The 15,030-nt window shown below is 69.3% G+C and carries 13 protein-coding genes; 4 read left to right on the plus strand and 9 right to left on the minus strand.

Annotation, left to right across the window (positions count from 1 at the left end):
* Positions 1-116: 116 nt before the first annotated feature.
* From pgl to tkt, 5 genes are read right to left on the minus strand one after another with little or no spacing between them, the layout of a single operon-like run.
* Positions 117-860 (minus strand): 6-phosphogluconolactonase, encoded by a 744-nt coding sequence (gene pgl / locus AB0H42_RS21970; protein WP_357058469.1) that lies wholly within the window; start codon positions 858-860, stop codon positions 117-119.
* A complete protein-coding gene (gene opcA, locus AB0H42_RS21975; protein ID WP_174561181.1) occupies positions 850-1,761 on the minus strand; it encodes a glucose-6-phosphate dehydrogenase assembly protein OpcA in 912 nt (303 codons plus the stop codon). Before opcA ends, pgl begins: the two co-directional genes overlap by 11 nt.
* The gene (zwf, locus tag AB0H42_RS21980; protein WP_357058471.1) at positions 1,758-3,332 is read right to left on the minus strand and encodes a glucose-6-phosphate dehydrogenase; all 1,575 of its coding nucleotides are present in this window, start codon (positions 3,330-3,332) and stop codon (positions 1,758-1,760) included. The genes opcA and zwf overlap by 4 nt, the downstream gene beginning before the upstream one ends.
* Before the next feature lie 5 nt (positions 3,333-3,337).
* Positions 3,338-4,546: a transaldolase gene (tal, locus tag AB0H42_RS21985; protein WP_357058472.1), complete on the minus strand. Its 1,209-nt coding sequence runs from the start codon at positions 4,544-4,546 to the stop codon at positions 3,338-3,340.
* Between the two features lie 6 nt (positions 4,547-4,552).
* The gene (gene tkt / locus AB0H42_RS21990; protein ID WP_357058474.1) at positions 4,553-6,694 is read right to left on the minus strand and encodes a transketolase; all 2,142 of its coding nucleotides are present in this window, start codon (positions 6,692-6,694) and stop codon (positions 4,553-4,555) included.
* A gap of 348 nt (positions 6,695-7,042) precedes the next feature.
* On the opposite strand from tkt, the gene AB0H42_RS21995 reads away from it, so the two are divergent.
* The gene (locus tag AB0H42_RS21995; RefSeq protein WP_357058476.1) at positions 7,043-8,032 is read left to right on the plus strand and encodes a heme o synthase; all 990 of its coding nucleotides are present in this window, start codon (positions 7,043-7,045) and stop codon (positions 8,030-8,032) included.
* 11 nt (positions 8,033-8,043) lie between these two features.
* On the opposite strand, the gene AB0H42_RS22000 is transcribed toward AB0H42_RS21995, so the two are convergent.
* Entirely contained in the window at positions 8,044-9,471 is a 1,428-nt protein-coding gene (locus AB0H42_RS22000) for an FAD-dependent monooxygenase (protein ID WP_357058478.1), read from the minus strand.
* Positions 9,472-9,567: 96 nt separating this feature from the next.
* Here AB0H42_RS22000 and AB0H42_RS22005 point away from each other — a divergent pair, with 96 nt between their 5' ends.
* Complete coding sequence (locus tag AB0H42_RS22005) at positions 9,568-10,170, plus strand: TetR/AcrR family transcriptional regulator (RefSeq protein WP_357058480.1); 603 nt, start codon at positions 9,568-9,570, stop codon at positions 10,168-10,170.
* 21 nt (positions 10,171-10,191) lie between these two features.
* Here the strand turns inward: AB0H42_RS22005 and AB0H42_RS22010 are convergent, their stop codons facing one another.
* A complete protein-coding gene (locus AB0H42_RS22010) occupies positions 10,192-11,157 on the minus strand; it encodes a quinone oxidoreductase (protein WP_357058482.1) in 966 nt (321 codons plus the stop codon).
* A gap of 136 nt (positions 11,158-11,293) precedes the next feature.
* Between AB0H42_RS22010 and AB0H42_RS22015 the strand changes: the two genes are divergently transcribed.
* Positions 11,294-11,638 (plus strand): hypothetical protein, encoded by a 345-nt coding sequence (locus AB0H42_RS22015; protein WP_357058484.1) that lies wholly within the window; start codon positions 11,294-11,296, stop codon positions 11,636-11,638.
* Between the two features lie 138 nt (positions 11,639-11,776).
* Positions 11,777-13,009 (plus strand): helix-turn-helix domain-containing protein, encoded by a 1,233-nt coding sequence (locus tag AB0H42_RS22020; protein ID WP_357058486.1) that lies wholly within the window; start codon positions 11,777-11,779, stop codon positions 13,007-13,009.
* Between the two features lie 181 nt (positions 13,010-13,190).
* On the opposite strand, the gene AB0H42_RS22025 is transcribed toward AB0H42_RS22020, so the two are convergent.
* Complete coding sequence (locus AB0H42_RS22025; RefSeq protein ID WP_357058488.1) at positions 13,191-14,165, minus strand: heme A synthase; 975 nt, start codon at positions 14,163-14,165, stop codon at positions 13,191-13,193.
* Between the two features lie 65 nt (positions 14,166-14,230).
* Complete coding sequence (locus AB0H42_RS22030; protein ID WP_357058490.1) at positions 14,231-15,022, minus strand: ABC transporter permease; 792 nt, start codon at positions 15,020-15,022, stop codon at positions 14,231-14,233.
* Positions 15,023-15,030: the final 8 nt, after the last annotated feature.

Consider the following 15,030-nt stretch of genomic DNA (forward strand, 5'->3'; position numbering starts at 1 on the left):
TGCGGTGTGCTGTCGCCGAAGCGATTCCGTTCGCGGCCGGGGCGTCGGCAGCGTCCGTGGTGGTTGTGCCGGCGTCAACGCAACTCGCTGCTGCGATATCGAAAGAGGAGCCGCGGTCAGCGCAGTCCGGCGGCGGCGTCCTCATCCAGCAGCCAGATGGTCGACTCCGCACCGTGCGCGCCCGCCGCCGGGACCTCCAAGGGCTCGGCCCCGTTCACCGCCGCCGCGACGGGCTCGGCCTTCCCGGAGCCGGAGACCACCAGGACCACATGGCGGGAGCGGCGGATCGCCGGGTAGGTCAGCGTGACCCGCACCGGCGGTGGCTTGGGGGAATCGGTGACCGCGACGGCGTATTCGTGTTCCTCGCCGATCGTGTCGGTATGACCGGGGAACAGCGAATTGATATGCCCGTCCGGGCCCATCCCGAGCAGGTGCAGGTCGAACGCTCCGTGAGCGGCGAGATGGGCACGCACGGCGGTGGCGTATTCGGCGGCGGCCTCGACGGGGTCGGGGTATTCGCCGTCGGAGGTGGCCACGGTGTGGATCCGGGCCGGGTCCACCGGGACATGGTCCAGCAGGGCCCGGTGGGCCTGGAGTTCGTTGCGCTCCGGATCGCCGGCGGGCACGAAGCGTTCGTCGCCCCAGAACACATCGAGTTTCGACCAGTCGAGAGCGCCCGGAGCGTCCCGGACCTTCTCCAGCAGGGTGATACCGGTCCCGCCGCCGGTCACCACCACCGACGCCGAACCGCGTTCGGCCTGCGCGGCCACCAGGACCTCGACGAACAGCCGGGCGGCGGCGGTGGTCAGGGCGTCACCGTCGGTATGGATCTCGACGGCGGCTGCGGAGCTAGTGGTCATAGGTAACCCCTTCGATTCCGGCCAGGGCCTCGGCATAGATCTCGTCCGCGTCCAGCCGGCGCAATTCCTCGGCCAGGCAGTCGCGGGTCTCGCGGCGCGCCAGCGCAATGCGCTGCACGGGGTCGCCGGTGCGGGTCAGGGTGGCGGTGACACCGGTCTGCGGGCGGGCGATGGCGATGGACACCGACTTCCGGCGCAACTCCACCCGCAGCTCCCCGGTCTGCCGGTACACGGGGCAGCCCAGTCGCCGGGCCAGCCAGCCCGCGAGCATGTCCAGGGCGGGCTCGTCGCGCAGACCCGAGACGGACACCGACTGGACGGGTTCGAACGGTGGTTCGTCCATCGCCGCGGCCAGCAGTGCTCGCCAGTAGGTGATCCGGCTCCACGCCAGATCGGAATCACCGGGCGCGTAGGAGCCGCGACGTTTCTTGATGGTCGCCTGCGGGTCGGGGGCGAAGGTGGCGTCGGTGATCCGCCGGGTCGCCAACCGGCCCACCGAATCCCGTGACGGGAAGTCCGGGGCGCCCCGCGGCCACCACGCCACCACCGGGGTATCGGGCAGCAGGAACGGGATCACCACACTGTTCTCGTGGTTCACCAGCTGCCCCTGCAGGCGCAGCACGATCACCTCGGCGGCGCCGGCGTCCCCGCCGACGCGGATCTGCGCGTCCAACCGGGTCGGTGCCGACCGGTCGCCGCGTGCGAGAACCACCACCCGGCAGGGGTGTTCGCGGCTGGCGTCGTTGGCGGCGTCGATGGCCTCCTCGGCCTCGGAACTGTCCAGGGTGCACACCACCAGGGTCAGCACCCGGCCCATGGTGATCACGCCGTTGCTCTCGCGCAGCTGCACCAGGCGTTTGGTGACCGCGCCGGTCGTGGTGTCGGGGATATCGATGATCACGGTCGCCGCCATTCCCGGCCGGTGCGGGCCAGCATGGCGTCGGCGGAATCCGGGCCCCAGGTCCCGGCCTCGTACTGTTCGGGTTTCCCGTCGGCGGCCCAGTGGGCCAGTACCGGATCCAGGATGCGCCAGGACAATTCGACCTCCGCGTTGACCGGGAACAGGGAGGGCTCACCGAGCAGCACGTCCAGGATCAGCCGCTCGTAGGCCTCCGGAGACGATTCGGTGAACGCCTCGCCGTAACTGAAGTCCATGTTCACATCGCGCACTTCCATCGACGACCCGGGGACCTTCGATCCGAACCGCATGGTGATGCCCTCGTCCGGCTGCACCCGGATGACGAGCGCGTTCTCGCCGAGCTCCGCGGTCATGGTCTGATCGAAGGGCAGATGCGGGGCGCGTTTGAACACCACCGCGATCTCGGTGACCCGGCGTCCGAGGCGTTTCCCGGTGCGCAGATAGAACGGCACCCCCGCCCAGCGCCGGGTATCGACCTCGAGGGTCAGCGCGGCGTAGGTCTCGGTGCGCGACTGCGGATCGAAACCCTCCTCGTCCAGCAGGCCCACCACTTCCTGGCCGCCCTGCCAGCCGGCCGCGTATTGGCCGCGGGCGGTGGTCTCGTCGAGCGGTTCCACGAGTTTGGTGGCCGAGAGGACCTTGATCTTCTCGTTCTGCAACTGACGGGGTTCGAAGCTGATCGGCTCCTCCATGGCGGTGAGGGCGAGCAACTGCAGCAGATGGTTCTGGATCACGTCGCGGGCGGCGCCGATACCGTCGTAGTACCCGGCCCGGCCGCCCAGACCGATATCCTCGGCCATGGTGATCTGGACGTGGTCGACGTAGTTGGCGTTCCAGATCGGATCGAACAGCTGGTTGGCGAAACGCAGCGCCAGGATGTTCTGCACCGTCTCCTTGCCGAGATAGTGGTCGATCCGGAAGACCGTCTCCTCGGGGAACACCCGGTTCACCAGGGCGTTCAACTCGTGCGCGCTGTCGAGATCGTGCCCGAACGGTTTCTCGATCACGACCCGCCGCCACGGCGCGCGGCCGAGCGCGGCTGCCGAACCGGTCAGCCGGTGGCGGTGCAACTGGTCCAGCACCACCGGGAAGGCGTTCGGCGGAATCGACAGGTAGAAGGCGTGGTTACCGCCGGTGCCGCGCTCGTCGTCGAGCCGGGCGAGGGTTTCGGCGAGGCGGCCGAACGCCTCGCCGTCCTCGAAGGTGCCCTGTACGAACCGGAATCCCTCGGCCAGATGGTCCCAGACCTCTTGACGGAACGGGGTGCGCGCGTGTTGACGGACGGCCTCGTGCACGATCTCGCCGAAATCCCGGTCCGACATCTCCCGGCGGGCGAATCCGACCAGCGCGAAACCCGGGGGCAGCAGCCCCCGGTTCGCCAGATCGTAGATGGCCGGCATGAGTTTGCGCCGGGACAGATCTCCGGTGACCCCGAAGATCACCATGCTGCACGGGCCCGCGATCCGCGGAATCCGTTTGTCCCGGCCGTCCCGCAGCGGGTTACGCCACGGTGTGCCGGATGCCGTCTGTGTGCTCTCCGGAGCGCCGGCCATCTGAGTCAGTTACCTCCCGCGTCCGCAGCGTCGGGCCCGGAAGAGGTAGCCTGCGTGGCCACGGAGGGACCCGCGGAGGACGCCGTCGATACAGCAGACCGGAGTTCGGCCGCGGTGGCCTCCAGCAGTTCCTCCCAGGACTTCTCGAACTTGTCCACGCCCTCGCGTTCGAGCACGGCGAAGACGTCGTCGAGATCGATACCGGCCGCCCGCAGCTGATCGAAGACCTCGGCGGCCTCGGCGGCCGTGCCGGAGACGGTATCCCCGCGGACCTCGCCGTGATCGGCGACGGCCTCGAGCGTCTTCTCCGGCAGCGTGTTCACCGTGTTCGCCGCGACCAGTTCGGTCACGTAGAGGGTGTCCGGGTAATCGGGGTTCTTCACGCCGGTCGACGCCCACAGCGGCCGCTGCCGATTGGCGCCGGCCGAGGCCAGGTGATCGTAGGTGGAGACGTGGTTCCCGCCGGGAGCGAAAACGTCCTCGTACTCGGCGTAGGCGAGGCGGGCGTTGGCCACGCCGGCCTTACCGCGCAAGGCCAGGGCCTCCGGGGTGCCGATCGCCTCGAGGCGTTTGTCGATCTCGCTGTCCACCCGCGAGACGAAGAACGACGCCACCGAATGGATCTTGGCCAGATCGTGCCCGGCGACCCGCGCCTTGCGCAGCCCGTCGAGGTAGGCGCCCATGACCGCGCGGTAGCGCTGCACCGAGAAGATCAGCGTGACGTTCACGCTGATGCCCTCCTCGAGCACCGCGGTGATGGCGGGCAGGCCCGCCTCGGTGGCCGGGATCTTGATGAACAGGTTCGGCCGGTCGACGATTTTCCACAGTTCCACCGCCTGGGCGGCGGTCTTGTCGGCGTCGAAGGCCATCCGCGGATCCACCTCGATGGAGACCCGGCCGTCCACTCCGCCGGTCCGTTCGAACACCGGGGCCAGCACATCGCAGGCCGCGCGGACGTCATCGGTGGTGATGGTGCGGATCGCCGCGTCGACATCGGCGCCGCGGGCGGCCAGCTCACGGACCTGTTCGTCGTAGGCGTGGCCCTTACTGAGGGCGCCCTGGAAAATCGTGGGGTTGGTGGTGACTCCGACGACCCCGCGGGTAGCGATCAGTTCGGCGAGGTTGCCGGAATTGATCCGATCGCGGGATAGATCGTCCAGCCACACCGATACTCCGGCCGCGGCCAGGGCGGCGATGTTCTCGTTCTGTGCCATGGGCCCTTATCCCTTCACATTGTCGAGCGTGCGCTGCGCAGCGGCGACGACAGCCTCCGGCGTGAAGCCGAACTCGCGGAACAGGGTCTTGTAATCGGCCGAGGCGCCGAAATGCTCGATCGAAACGATCTCGCCCGCGTCGCCGGTGAACCGGTACCACGGCATCGCGATCCCGGCCTCGACGACGACGCGCGCGGCGACCGCCGGGGGCAGCACCTCGTCGCGATACGCCTTGTCCTGCGCGTCGAACCACTCCACGCACGGCATCGAGACCACCCGGGTACCGATGCCCTGCTCCTCCAGCGTAGTGCGGGCGGCGACGGCGAGCTGGAGCTCGGAGCCCGTACCGATCAGGATCACCTGCGGTACGCCGGTGGAGGCCTCGGCCAGGATGTAGCCGCCCTTGGCGACGCCCTCGAGGCTGGTGCCCTCCTGGACCGGCAGGTCCTGGCGGGTCAGGGCCAGTGCGGCCGGGCCGCCGGTGCCCACGGCGTCGCTGGAGACGAACGGGGAATTGTGCTTACCGCTGTGCTTCTCGATCACGGTGCGCCAGGCGTACGCGGTTTCGTTGGCGTCGCCGGGACGTACCACCGAAAGGCCTGGGATGGCGCGCAGCGCGGCCAGATGCTCGATGGGCTGGTGGGTCGGGCCGTCCTCGCCGAGACCGATCGAATCGTGAGTCCAGACATAGGTGACCGGCACCCGCATCAGCGCGGCCAGGCGGACGGCCGGGCGCATGTAATCGCTGAACACCAGGAAGGTGCCACCGTAGGGCCGGGTGGGACCGTGCAGGGCGATGCCGTTGAGGATGGAGCCCATGGCGTGCTCACGGACGCCGAAGTGCAGGGTCCGGCCGTAGGGGCTCGCCTTCCACATACCGGTCGAGATGGCCTCGGGGCCGAAGCTGAGCGAATCCGGGATGGTGGTGTTGTTCGATTCGGCGAGGTCGGCCGACCCGCCCCACAGCTCCGGCAGCACCGGGCCCAGGGCGCCCAGCACCTTGGCCGAAGCCTTACGGGTGGCCAGGCCCTTCGCGTCGGGCTCCCAGGTGGGCAGGCCCTTGTCCCAGCCCTCGGGCAGCTGTCCGTTGAACAGCCGGTCGAACAGCGTCTTGGCCTCGGGTGCGCGCTGGGCCCAGGCGTCGAACTCGACGGTCCAGTCCGCATGCGCCCGCGCGCCGCGTTCGGCGGCCTTGCGGGTGTGCGCGATGACCTCGTCGGCGACCTGGAAGCTCTGCTCGGGATCGAAACCGAGGGCGCGCTTGGTGCCGGCCACCTCGTCGGGTCCGAGCGCGGCGCCGTGCGCGGCACCGGTGTTCATCTTGTTCGGGGCCGGATAGCCGATGATGGTGCGCAGCAGGATCAGCGACGGCTTACCGATCTCGGCCTTGGCCGCCGCCAGCGCCGCCTCGATCGCGACGACGTCCTCGCCGCCCTCCACCACCTGCACATGCCAGCCGTAGGCCGCGTACCGGGCCGCCACGTCCTCGGTGAAAGCGATGGTGGTGTCGTCCTCGATGGAGATCTTGTTGTCGTCGTAGATCAGCACCAGGTTGCCCAGCTGCTGGGTACCCGCCAGGGAGGAGGCCTCGGAGGTGACGCCCTCTTCCATATCGCCGTCGGAGGCGACCACGTAGATGTGGTGATCGAACGGGCTGGTACCGGCTTCGGCTTCCGGGTCGAACAGGCCGCGCTCGCGGCGAGCGGCCATGGCCATACCCACCGCCGAGGCCAGGCCCTGGCCCAGCGGGCCGGTGGTGATCTCCACACCCTTGGTGTGCCGGTACTCCGGGTGGCCCGGTGTCAGCGAGCCCCATGTGCGCAGGTTGCGCAGATCGTCGAGTTCCAGGCCGAAACCGGCCAGGTACAGCTGGATGTAGAGGGTCAGGCTGGAGTGTCCGCAGGACAGGACGAACCGGTCGCGGCCCACCCACTCGGGGTCCGCGGGGTCGTGCCGCATGGTCCGCTGGAACAGTGTGTAGGCCAGCGGAGCCAGACTCATGGCGGTACCGGGGTGGCCGTTGCCCGCGGCCTGCACCGCGTCGGCGGCCAGGACCCGGACGGTGTCGACAGCTTTGGTGTCCAGATCCGTCCAGTCGTCCGGAAGGTTCGGCTGGGTGAGGGCGCGGATGTCGTCTGTCACTGACACGACCGTGTTTCTCCTGACATTTCGAGGCGTCGAAATTGGCGGCGGGCGGGGTGGCGAACCGGTGCGGCGCGGTGACTGTGGCGCCGCATACACCCCCTACCCTAATTGCGACCGGCCGCCCCCGTGCACGCCCCCCGGCCAGTCGCGCGAGCCGGTCGTTCCCCGGATGGCCGCCGTGTCCGGCCGCGCCGGTTCGCACCATGGAACGCGGCGCCCGGGTGAGCGCACAGGGGCGAGCGGCGGCGGGTACCGGGCGTGGGTCTACCATCGTGTGTAGTAGTAGCCGCGTCGCAGCCGCGCGCTGCTCCTTCCAAACCGGATGCGAAGCACAGCGTGCGAGGAGAGATAGTGCGGATCGGTCATGACACGGGGGTCGGCGGCGCCCACGATTCCGCTCCGGCACCCGCGGACCGCGTCCTCGGCAGTGAGAAGCTCGCCCGCGTCGCCCGCCGCCCGCTCGCCTATATCGCGCTCACCAAACCGCGCGTCATCGAACTCTTGCTGGTGGCCACCATTCCCACGATGTTGCTGGCCGACCGCGGCGCGGTCGATATCCGGCTCATCCTGGCGACCCTGTTCGGCGGCTGGATGGGCGCGGCCAGCGCCAATACACTCAACTGCGTCGCCGACGCCGATATCGACAAGGTGATGAAGCGGACCGCCAAACGGCCGCTGGCCCGGGACGCGGTCCCGACCTCACACGCGTTCGTCTTCGGGGTCGTCCTGGGTATCGGCTCGTTCGCCTGGCTGTGGTGGCAGGCCAATCTGCTCAGCGGTGTGCTCGTCGTCGCGACCATCCTGTTCTACGTTTTCGTCTACACCCTCGGCCTCAAACGGCGCACCTCGCAGAACGTGGTCTGGGGCGGCGCGGCCGGATGTATGCCCGCGCTCGTCGGCTGGTCGGCGGTCACCGGCACCATCGGCTGGCCCGCCCTGGCGCTGTTCGGCGTGATCTTCTTCTGGACGCCGCCGCACACCTGGGCGCTGGCCATGCGCTACAAAGAGGACTACCGCGCGGCCGGGGTGCCGATGCTGCCGGTGGTCGCCACCGAACAGACCGTCACCAAACAGATCGTCGTCTACACCTGGCTGACCGTGCTCACCACGCTGGCACTGGTCCCGGCCACCGGGGTGATCTACGCGGCGGTGGCCCTGGTCGCCGGCGCCTGGTTCCTGCTGATGGCCCACCAGCTCTACGCCGGGGTACGCCGGGGCGAATCGGTCAAGCCGCTGCGGCTGTTCCTCCAGTCCAACAACTACCTCGCGGTGGTGTTCTGCGGCCTGGCCGTCGATTCGGTACTCGGCTGGACCACGCTCGGCGGCGTCTTCTTCGGCTGAATCCGCCGCCGTCAGTCGACCTGCCCGATATATCCGTCCGGGCGGATCAGGATCCGAGTCCCCGGGCCGGCGTGGTAGGCAGCGCGGGCGTGGCCCTCGATGTCGATCACCGCGGGGCCGGCGACCGGGGTACCCGGCTCGACCACCGCGTAACTCCGGGTGCCGGGCAACGCGGGCAGCTCGCCCGTGGCGCCGAAGCAGAGCAGTGTCGCGTGCGGTCCGCGAAAGAGATCGAACAGCCGCAGCTTCCGGCCGTCGGCACCCTTCAGTGGTGCGTCGGGGGCGCGGTCGCCGGCCGCGACGGGCCGGGTGTCGGCCGGGTCGCGATAGCTGATGTCGAGCTGGCGGGTCTCCTCGCCGCGTTCCATGGCGTCTTCCGCCCCGTCGACGAGCTTGCCGAGCAGCGCGGAGCTGATACCGAGTACCCGGGCCGCGACCGCACGTCGTTCCGGTTCGTAGGTCGACAGCGGCCCTTCGTCGCCGGCCAGCGCGGCCGCGAGTTTCCAGCCCAGGTTGTAGGCGTCCTGGACGCCGGTGTTCATACCCTGCCCACCGGTAGGCGGGTGCACATGTGCGGCGTCGCCCGCGAGCAGCGCGCGCCCGGCCCGGAACCGCTCGGCGAGCCGGATATTGGGCCGCCAGACCGTTGTCCAGATCAGATCGGTCAGGATGATATCGGTGCGCCCCGACCAGCGATCCATGGCTGTCTGCAATGTCTTCAGGGTGGGTTCGGTGCCGTCGGCGAAGGGCGCGACGAACTGGAAATGACGCCCGCCCGGTAGCGGTGACAGCGCGACGCCCCGGGTCGGTTCGGCGGCGGCGGCGAACCAGTAGCCGTAGTCATGGTCGAGGGCGTCGGCCTGGACATCGCCGAGCAGCATGCGCAGCGATTCGTCGGTGGTTCCCTCGAACGCGATCCCTGCCTGTTTACGGACGGTACTGCCGCCGCCGTCGGCGCCGACCAGGTAGGCGACCCGCGCTGTTTCCGTGCCCCGGTCGCTCGACAGGTGCGCCGTGATGCTCGATTCGTCCTGAATGAACGACAGGAGCGTCGTGCCGAGTTCTACCCGCACACCGAACTCTGCCAGCCGGGTCCGCAGGATTGCCTCGGTCTGCGCCTGCCCGAGAAACCAGCTGTTGGGGTAGGGGACCGCCGGGGTGGGATCGACGGGCTCGGCCATCCGGTGCTCGCCGACCGGCTGCCCGTCGAAATAGGCCCGCATGACCGGCGCCGGGGCGCCCGCTGCCCGCACGGCTTCGAGCACCCCCAGGTCGTCGAACACTTCGAGCGACCGCGGCTGGATGCCGTCACCGCGCGATCCGGGGCAGAACTCGACGGCCTTGTCGACGATGCGCACGGCGATGTTCCGGCGGGCCAGGTCCAGGGCGAGGGTGAGGCCGGTGGGGCCGGCGCCGGCGATGAGGACGGAAGACGACATAAGAGCTCCGGATCGAAAAGTTGGCTGAATAAATATTCAGTGAATATCTATTCAGTATCGAGGTTGGTAGGTTGCCGTGTCAAGGAGGTGAGGTCGGTGGGATCGAGCCGTCGCGAACGGGCGGAAGAAACAGAGCTGGCGCTCAAGGCAGCCGCACGGCGGGTCTTCGCGGAGCGCGGCTATCTGAACACCAAGATCACCGACATCACGGCGGCGGCAGGCCGGTCGGCGGGGTCGTTCTACAACCATTTCGCGAGCAAAGAGGAACTGCTCCGCGCGCTGCTCGCCGATCTGGGGGAGGCCGGGGACGAACAGGCCGGGCAGGCCGAGCACAATCCGGATTTCAGTGACCCCGACGCCGTTCGGTTCCATATCGCCGGCTTCTGGCATTTCGCCCGCGAGCACGCCGTGGTCATGCGGGCGGTGGGACAGGCTGCCCTGGTCAACGAGGAGTTTGCCCGCGAGATGGCGCAATTCGGCGCGGAACAGCGCCGGGATATCGCCGACCACCTGGACGGTCTGGCGGCGCAGGGTATGACGCTGCCCGGCACGGTCGACACCAGCTTGGCGATGATGTTCTATCTCGTCCAGGCCATCGCGGCCGGGGTCGAGGACGGCGCGGTGCAGATCTCGGACGACGAAGCCGTGGCAAGCCTGACGCGCTTCGTCTACCGCGGCTTGACCGGGCGCGACTGCTGAGACCGCGTCCGGTCGAACGGATCAGGGCAACAGCACGATCGAGCCAGTGGTCTTACGGCTCTCCAGATCGCGATGTGCCTGATCGGCCTCGGCCAGCGGATAGGTGGCGCCGACCCGGACGGTGAGCGAGCCGTCGGCGACGGCCTCGAAGATATCGCCGGCCCGCCAGTCCAGTTCGGCGCGGTCGCGGGTGTAGTGGGCGATATTGGGCCGGGTCACGAACACCGACCCGGCCGCGTTGAGCCGTTGCAGGTCCACCGGCGGCACCGGGCCGCTGGCCGCGCCGAACAATGCCAGCGTGCCGCGGACCCGCAGCGCGGCGAGGCTGGCGTCGAAGGTGGCCGCGCCCACGCCGTCGTAGGCCGCCGCGACCCCCTCGCCGCCGGTCAGCTCACGGACCCGCTCGGCGAGGTCGTCGCCGTAGCGCAGCACCTCCTGGGCGCCGGCGCCGCGCGACAGGGCTTCCTTCTCGTCGGTGGACACTGTGGTGATCACCCGGATATCGCGCGCGGCGGCCAGCTGGGTGAGCAGCAGCCCGACCCCGCCCGCACCCGCGTGGACCAGGATCGTCTCGCCCGGCTCGGGGCGGTAGACCGATTCGATCAAATAGTGTGCCGTCATGCCCTGCAGCAGGGCCGAGGCCGCCACCGCGGGGTCGATATCGCCGGGCACCGCCACGGCGACCGCCTCGTCCACCACCGCGCGCGGGGCGTAGCTGTTCGGCCCCGCCGCCCAGGCCACCCGGTCGCCGACCGCGAATTCGGTGACCTCGGCGCCGATTTCGGCCACCACTCCGGTGCCCTCGGAGCCCGGAATGTAGGGCACCGGGCGCGGATAGGTACCGGTGCGAAAATAGGTGTCGATGAAATTGACGCCGACGGCATCGATATCGACCAGTAGCTGATTCGGTCCGGGCTCCGGATCGGGAACCTCGGCGAGGGTCAGTACTTCCGGACCGCCGTGCCGGTCTACCTGGATCGCGCGCATGGGTCCAGTTCTACACCGGTGCCCGCACCCGGTACGCGGGGGTCCGCCGCAGCGGTGCCGAGTGCCGCCGCCGTGGCGACCGCGTGGTTCGGACCGGACCCGGGGCGCCGGCCTACTCGCCGGTAAACTTCTCGGCATGAGTGCTGATTCCGCCACCGCCGCCGCTCCCCGGGAGATCGTCGAGTCGGTGCGCAAGTTCGTCACCGCGCACGGAGGTTCGGCCGAGGCCGTGCCGCAGCCGGTGGGCCGCCGGGGCGTACGGCTCACCCTGGTCGGTTCCGACGGTGTCCTCGGGGATCGGATGGTCGCCGATACCGCCACCGCGCAGGCCGTGATCGACGCGGTGGACGGGCTCACCGCCGCCGAAGGCTGGGAACGCGATCTAGTGGCCAGGACCACCCCGCGGACGGGGCACTGGGCGAAGATGGCGGGCTGGGTCGCCGATCAGAGGCGATTTCCGAAGGCACGCAACGAGAACTGACACCTGTGGGTGCTCACAGGTCGCGCGCCCGGGCTGCAGGTAGCTCGAACAGTTTCCCGACCAAAAACTACTGACGAGTAACCGGTTCGCGCTACCGTTAGTGCCTCGAGCGTCAGCCCCGGGGTAGAAGGAGCCGATATGACGGTCAGCAGTCCGACCCGTTCCAGACTCACGGTGTCCGGCCGTCCGATCTCGAACCACCTGCGAGACGTATCGACCCTGTCGCGTCAGATGGTCGGTCATTTCGTCGAACACGTGGCGCCCTGCGGGACGCTTCCGGGGGACGCGCTCCAGGGCGATGTCACCGCGGTCACCCGGCTCTGCCTGGAGCTCACGCTGAGCCGGCTCGACGGCCGCGAATTACCGGAAAAGATCGAACAGGTCCGGGAAGCCGCCGCCGAATGGGCTCGCGAGGGCATCCCGATCGACACGATCAACCATGCCATCCACGAGGGTTTCAAACTCGGATTCGATCGCATCATGGTCACCGCGGGGCCGGCCGATTCGGCGACCCTGGTCGACACCGCCCGCCGGATGCTGGAGATTCTGGACACGATCACCTCGGAGGTGGCGCTGGCCTACGTCGGCGAATACCGGGGGGTGGTCTCCGAACACCACACCGCGGTGCACACGCTGACCTCGGCGCTGCTCGGCGGGCACAGTACCGCCACCATGGCCCGGGAGTGCGGGATCGAGATCGCCGAGGCGTACCAGGTGCTGGCGCTGGCGCTGGCGCCGCATCCGGACGAATCCGCGCCGCAGGTCGACGGCCGGATCGTCGCCCGGCGCAAATTGCGCCGGGTCCAGGCCGAGCTCGCCCGCAGCTGCGGTGAGAAGGCGTTATCGCTGCTCAGTATCGACGGCGGCACGGTGCTGCTCCCCGCGGACGCTTTTTCCGAGGACACCTTGGACGAGTTGATCGCGCGTCTGGCGCAGGCGGCGCAGGTGCCCGTGACGGGCACCGTGGTCACCGCGGCCACCGCCGAGATTCCCGATGCCACCGACCGGGCTCACGAACTCCTCGACACCGTGCAGCGCATCACCGACGGCGGCGGCCTGCACCGGTTCACCGATCTCGCCCTGGAATTCCAAATCACCCGGCCGGGCCCGGCCCGCGAGCATTTGAGCGCCATCCTCGATCCGCTCGACGAACATCCCGAACTGCTGGAAACGCTGCGCCAGCACATCGCCAACAATTTCAATCGCCAGCGCACCGCCCGGCTGATGCATATGCACACCAATACGCTCGACTACCGGCTAAAACGGGTCCGGATGCTCACGGGGTTCGATCCGGCGATCCCCACGGGTCTGTGGTACCTGACCTCGGCGCTGGTGGCGCGCAGCTACCAGAACGGGCCGAGCGCGACCTGAGGCGGCGCCGGCGGCGATGCTCGTCCGGGTGGCCTCGCGAGCCGGGTGGCCGACTGTTCGGTGACCACGCATCCTGCCACCCGCAGTGGCTCGGCGGGGTCGGTGAATCCGCGCGGCCGGAAGACGCGACCGGCGCCCGAGCCGAGGTGAGTGGTCCGGCCGGCCTTCCGGTGCGGTGGCCTCAGGCCGGCTGGACGCTCGTTTCCACGACCGGGGCGGGCAACGGTTCCCGGGTACGCAGGGACGCCCACAGCGCGGCGGTGGCGGCGGTGCACAGCGCCGCGCCACCGACATGGATCGCAACCAGCGCCGCCGGGACATCGGTGAAGTACTGGACGATGCCGACCAGCGACTGCGCGAGCACCAGCCCGAGCAGAACGAACAGGCGGTCGCGCACCGGTTTTGTGATACCGGTGGCGAAGAGGCCGAAGGCGAGACCGATCAGCAGGGCGAGGTAGCCGGTCAGCAGCTGCGAATGCAGATGCACCAGCGTCACGATCTCCACCTCGAGCCGGGCCACCGGGCGTTCGATGCTCTTGTCGCCGGCATGCGGGCCGGCGCCGGTCACCAGTGTGCCCGCGATCAGCACCCCGGCCAGGGCGACTCCGCTCAGTGCGGTCAACCAGCGCAGGGGCGCGGGCGCGCGGACGGTGTCGACACCGTCGTCGGGGGAGGCGACCTTCGCGTACATCACCGCGGCCACCCACACCATGAGCATGGATGCGAGCAGGTGCAGCGCGACGGTCCACCACAGCAGCCCGGACAGCACCGTGATACCGCCGATGATCGCCTGCAGGACGGTGCCGGCGGGCATGAGCCAGGCGTAGACGAGAACTTCCCGCCGCCGCCGGGCCCGGGTGACCGCGAGAACGATGAGTGCCGCGCACAGCGTCACCACGAAGGTGAGCATGCGGTTGCCGAACTCCACCGCTTGATGGAGCACGGCCACTTCGGAGACCCCGATCGGGGTGAAACTGCCCGGGAAACACTGCGGCCAGGTGGGGCAGCCCAGACCGGACGCGGTGACGCGGACGATCGCGCCGGTCACGGCGATCCCGGCCTGGGAGGCGATCACCGCCAGCGCGATCAGCAGCTGGGTGCGCCGCGAGGGAAGCGGCAGCCGGTCGACGAGTCGCAGGAATGCGCGATACAGCACGTCCCGATGGTAGCGGGCGGCCACCGCCGGTCCGCACCCGGACTACTACAATGTGTCGTGGAAGATCATTCGAAGCGGAACCAGCGGGCCGCGAGCAGGCCCGCGCCGGTTCCCCAGACGATCAGCGCGCCCACTCCCAGCCAGTCGACGCCGCCGCTCAGCGCGTGTTCCAGCGCGACCGCCAGCGCACCCGAGGGGACCAGTCGCACCAGGGTGTGGACCGCGGCGGGCAGTTCGTCGGAGGCGAAGACCACGCTGGCGATACCGAGCATGACGAACCAGAGGATATTGGCCAGCGCCAGCACCACTTCGGCCTTGAGCGTGCCGCCGAGCAGCAGGCCCATCGCCGCGAACGTGGCGGTGCCCAGCGCGATCAGCACCGCGCCCAGCAGCAACCCCAGCGGGGTGGGCCGCCAGCCCAGCGCCACCCCGATCAGGCCCAGCAGCACCGCCTGCAGGATCACCACCAGCAGGACCGCCCCGCTCTTACCCGCGATGATCCCCCAGCGCGGCAGGGGCGTGGCGCCCAGTCGCTTGAGCGCGCCGTAGCGGCGGTCGAAACCGATGGCGATGGCCTGGCCGGTGAACGCGGTCGACATCACCGCCACCATCATCACGGCGGGCACGATCTTGTCGATCTTGTCCGGGCCCATGTCGCCGAAGGGCAACAAGGCCAGCCCGATCAGCAGGGTCACCGGAATGAACATGGTGAGCAGCAGTTGTTCGCCGTTGCGCAGCAGCAGCACCAGATCGAGCCGGGTCTGCGCGAGCAACATGGCCACCCGCGGCGCGGGCCGGGGCGCGGGCGCGAAAGTACCCGGCTCGAACCGATTGGCCGTCAGCTCGGGCTTGGTCACAGAGCCTC

The sequence above is a fragment of the Nocardia sp. NPDC050799 genome (genome assembly GCF_040654015.1).
Classification (GTDB): Bacteria; Actinomycetota; Actinomycetes; order Mycobacteriales; family Mycobacteriaceae; genus Nocardia.

Coding starts and splice junctions, on each gene's coding strand:
- pgl (WP_357058469.1), bottom strand. CDS start 860: ATGACCACTAGCTCCGCAGCCGCCGTCGAGATCCATACCGACGGTGAC.
- zwf (WP_357058471.1), bottom strand. CDS start 3,332: ATGGCCGGCGCTCCGGAGAGCACACAGACGGCATCCGGCACACCGTGG.
- tal (WP_357058472.1), bottom strand. CDS start 4,546: ATGGCACAGAACGAGAACATCGCCGCCCTGGCCGCGGCCGGAGTATCG.
- AB0H42_RS22000 (WP_357058478.1), bottom strand. CDS start 9,471: ATGTCGTCTTCCGTCCTCATCGCCGGCGCCGGCCCCACCGGCCTCACC.
- AB0H42_RS22010 (WP_357058482.1), bottom strand. CDS start 11,157: ATGCGCGCGATCCAGGTAGACCGGCACGGCGGTCCGGAAGTACTGACC.
- AB0H42_RS22015 (WP_357058484.1), top strand. CDS start 11,294: ATGAGTGCTGATTCCGCCACCGCCGCCGCTCCCCGGGAGATCGTCGAG.
- AB0H42_RS22020 (WP_357058486.1), top strand. CDS start 11,777: ATGACGGTCAGCAGTCCGACCCGTTCCAGACTCACGGTGTCCGGCCGT.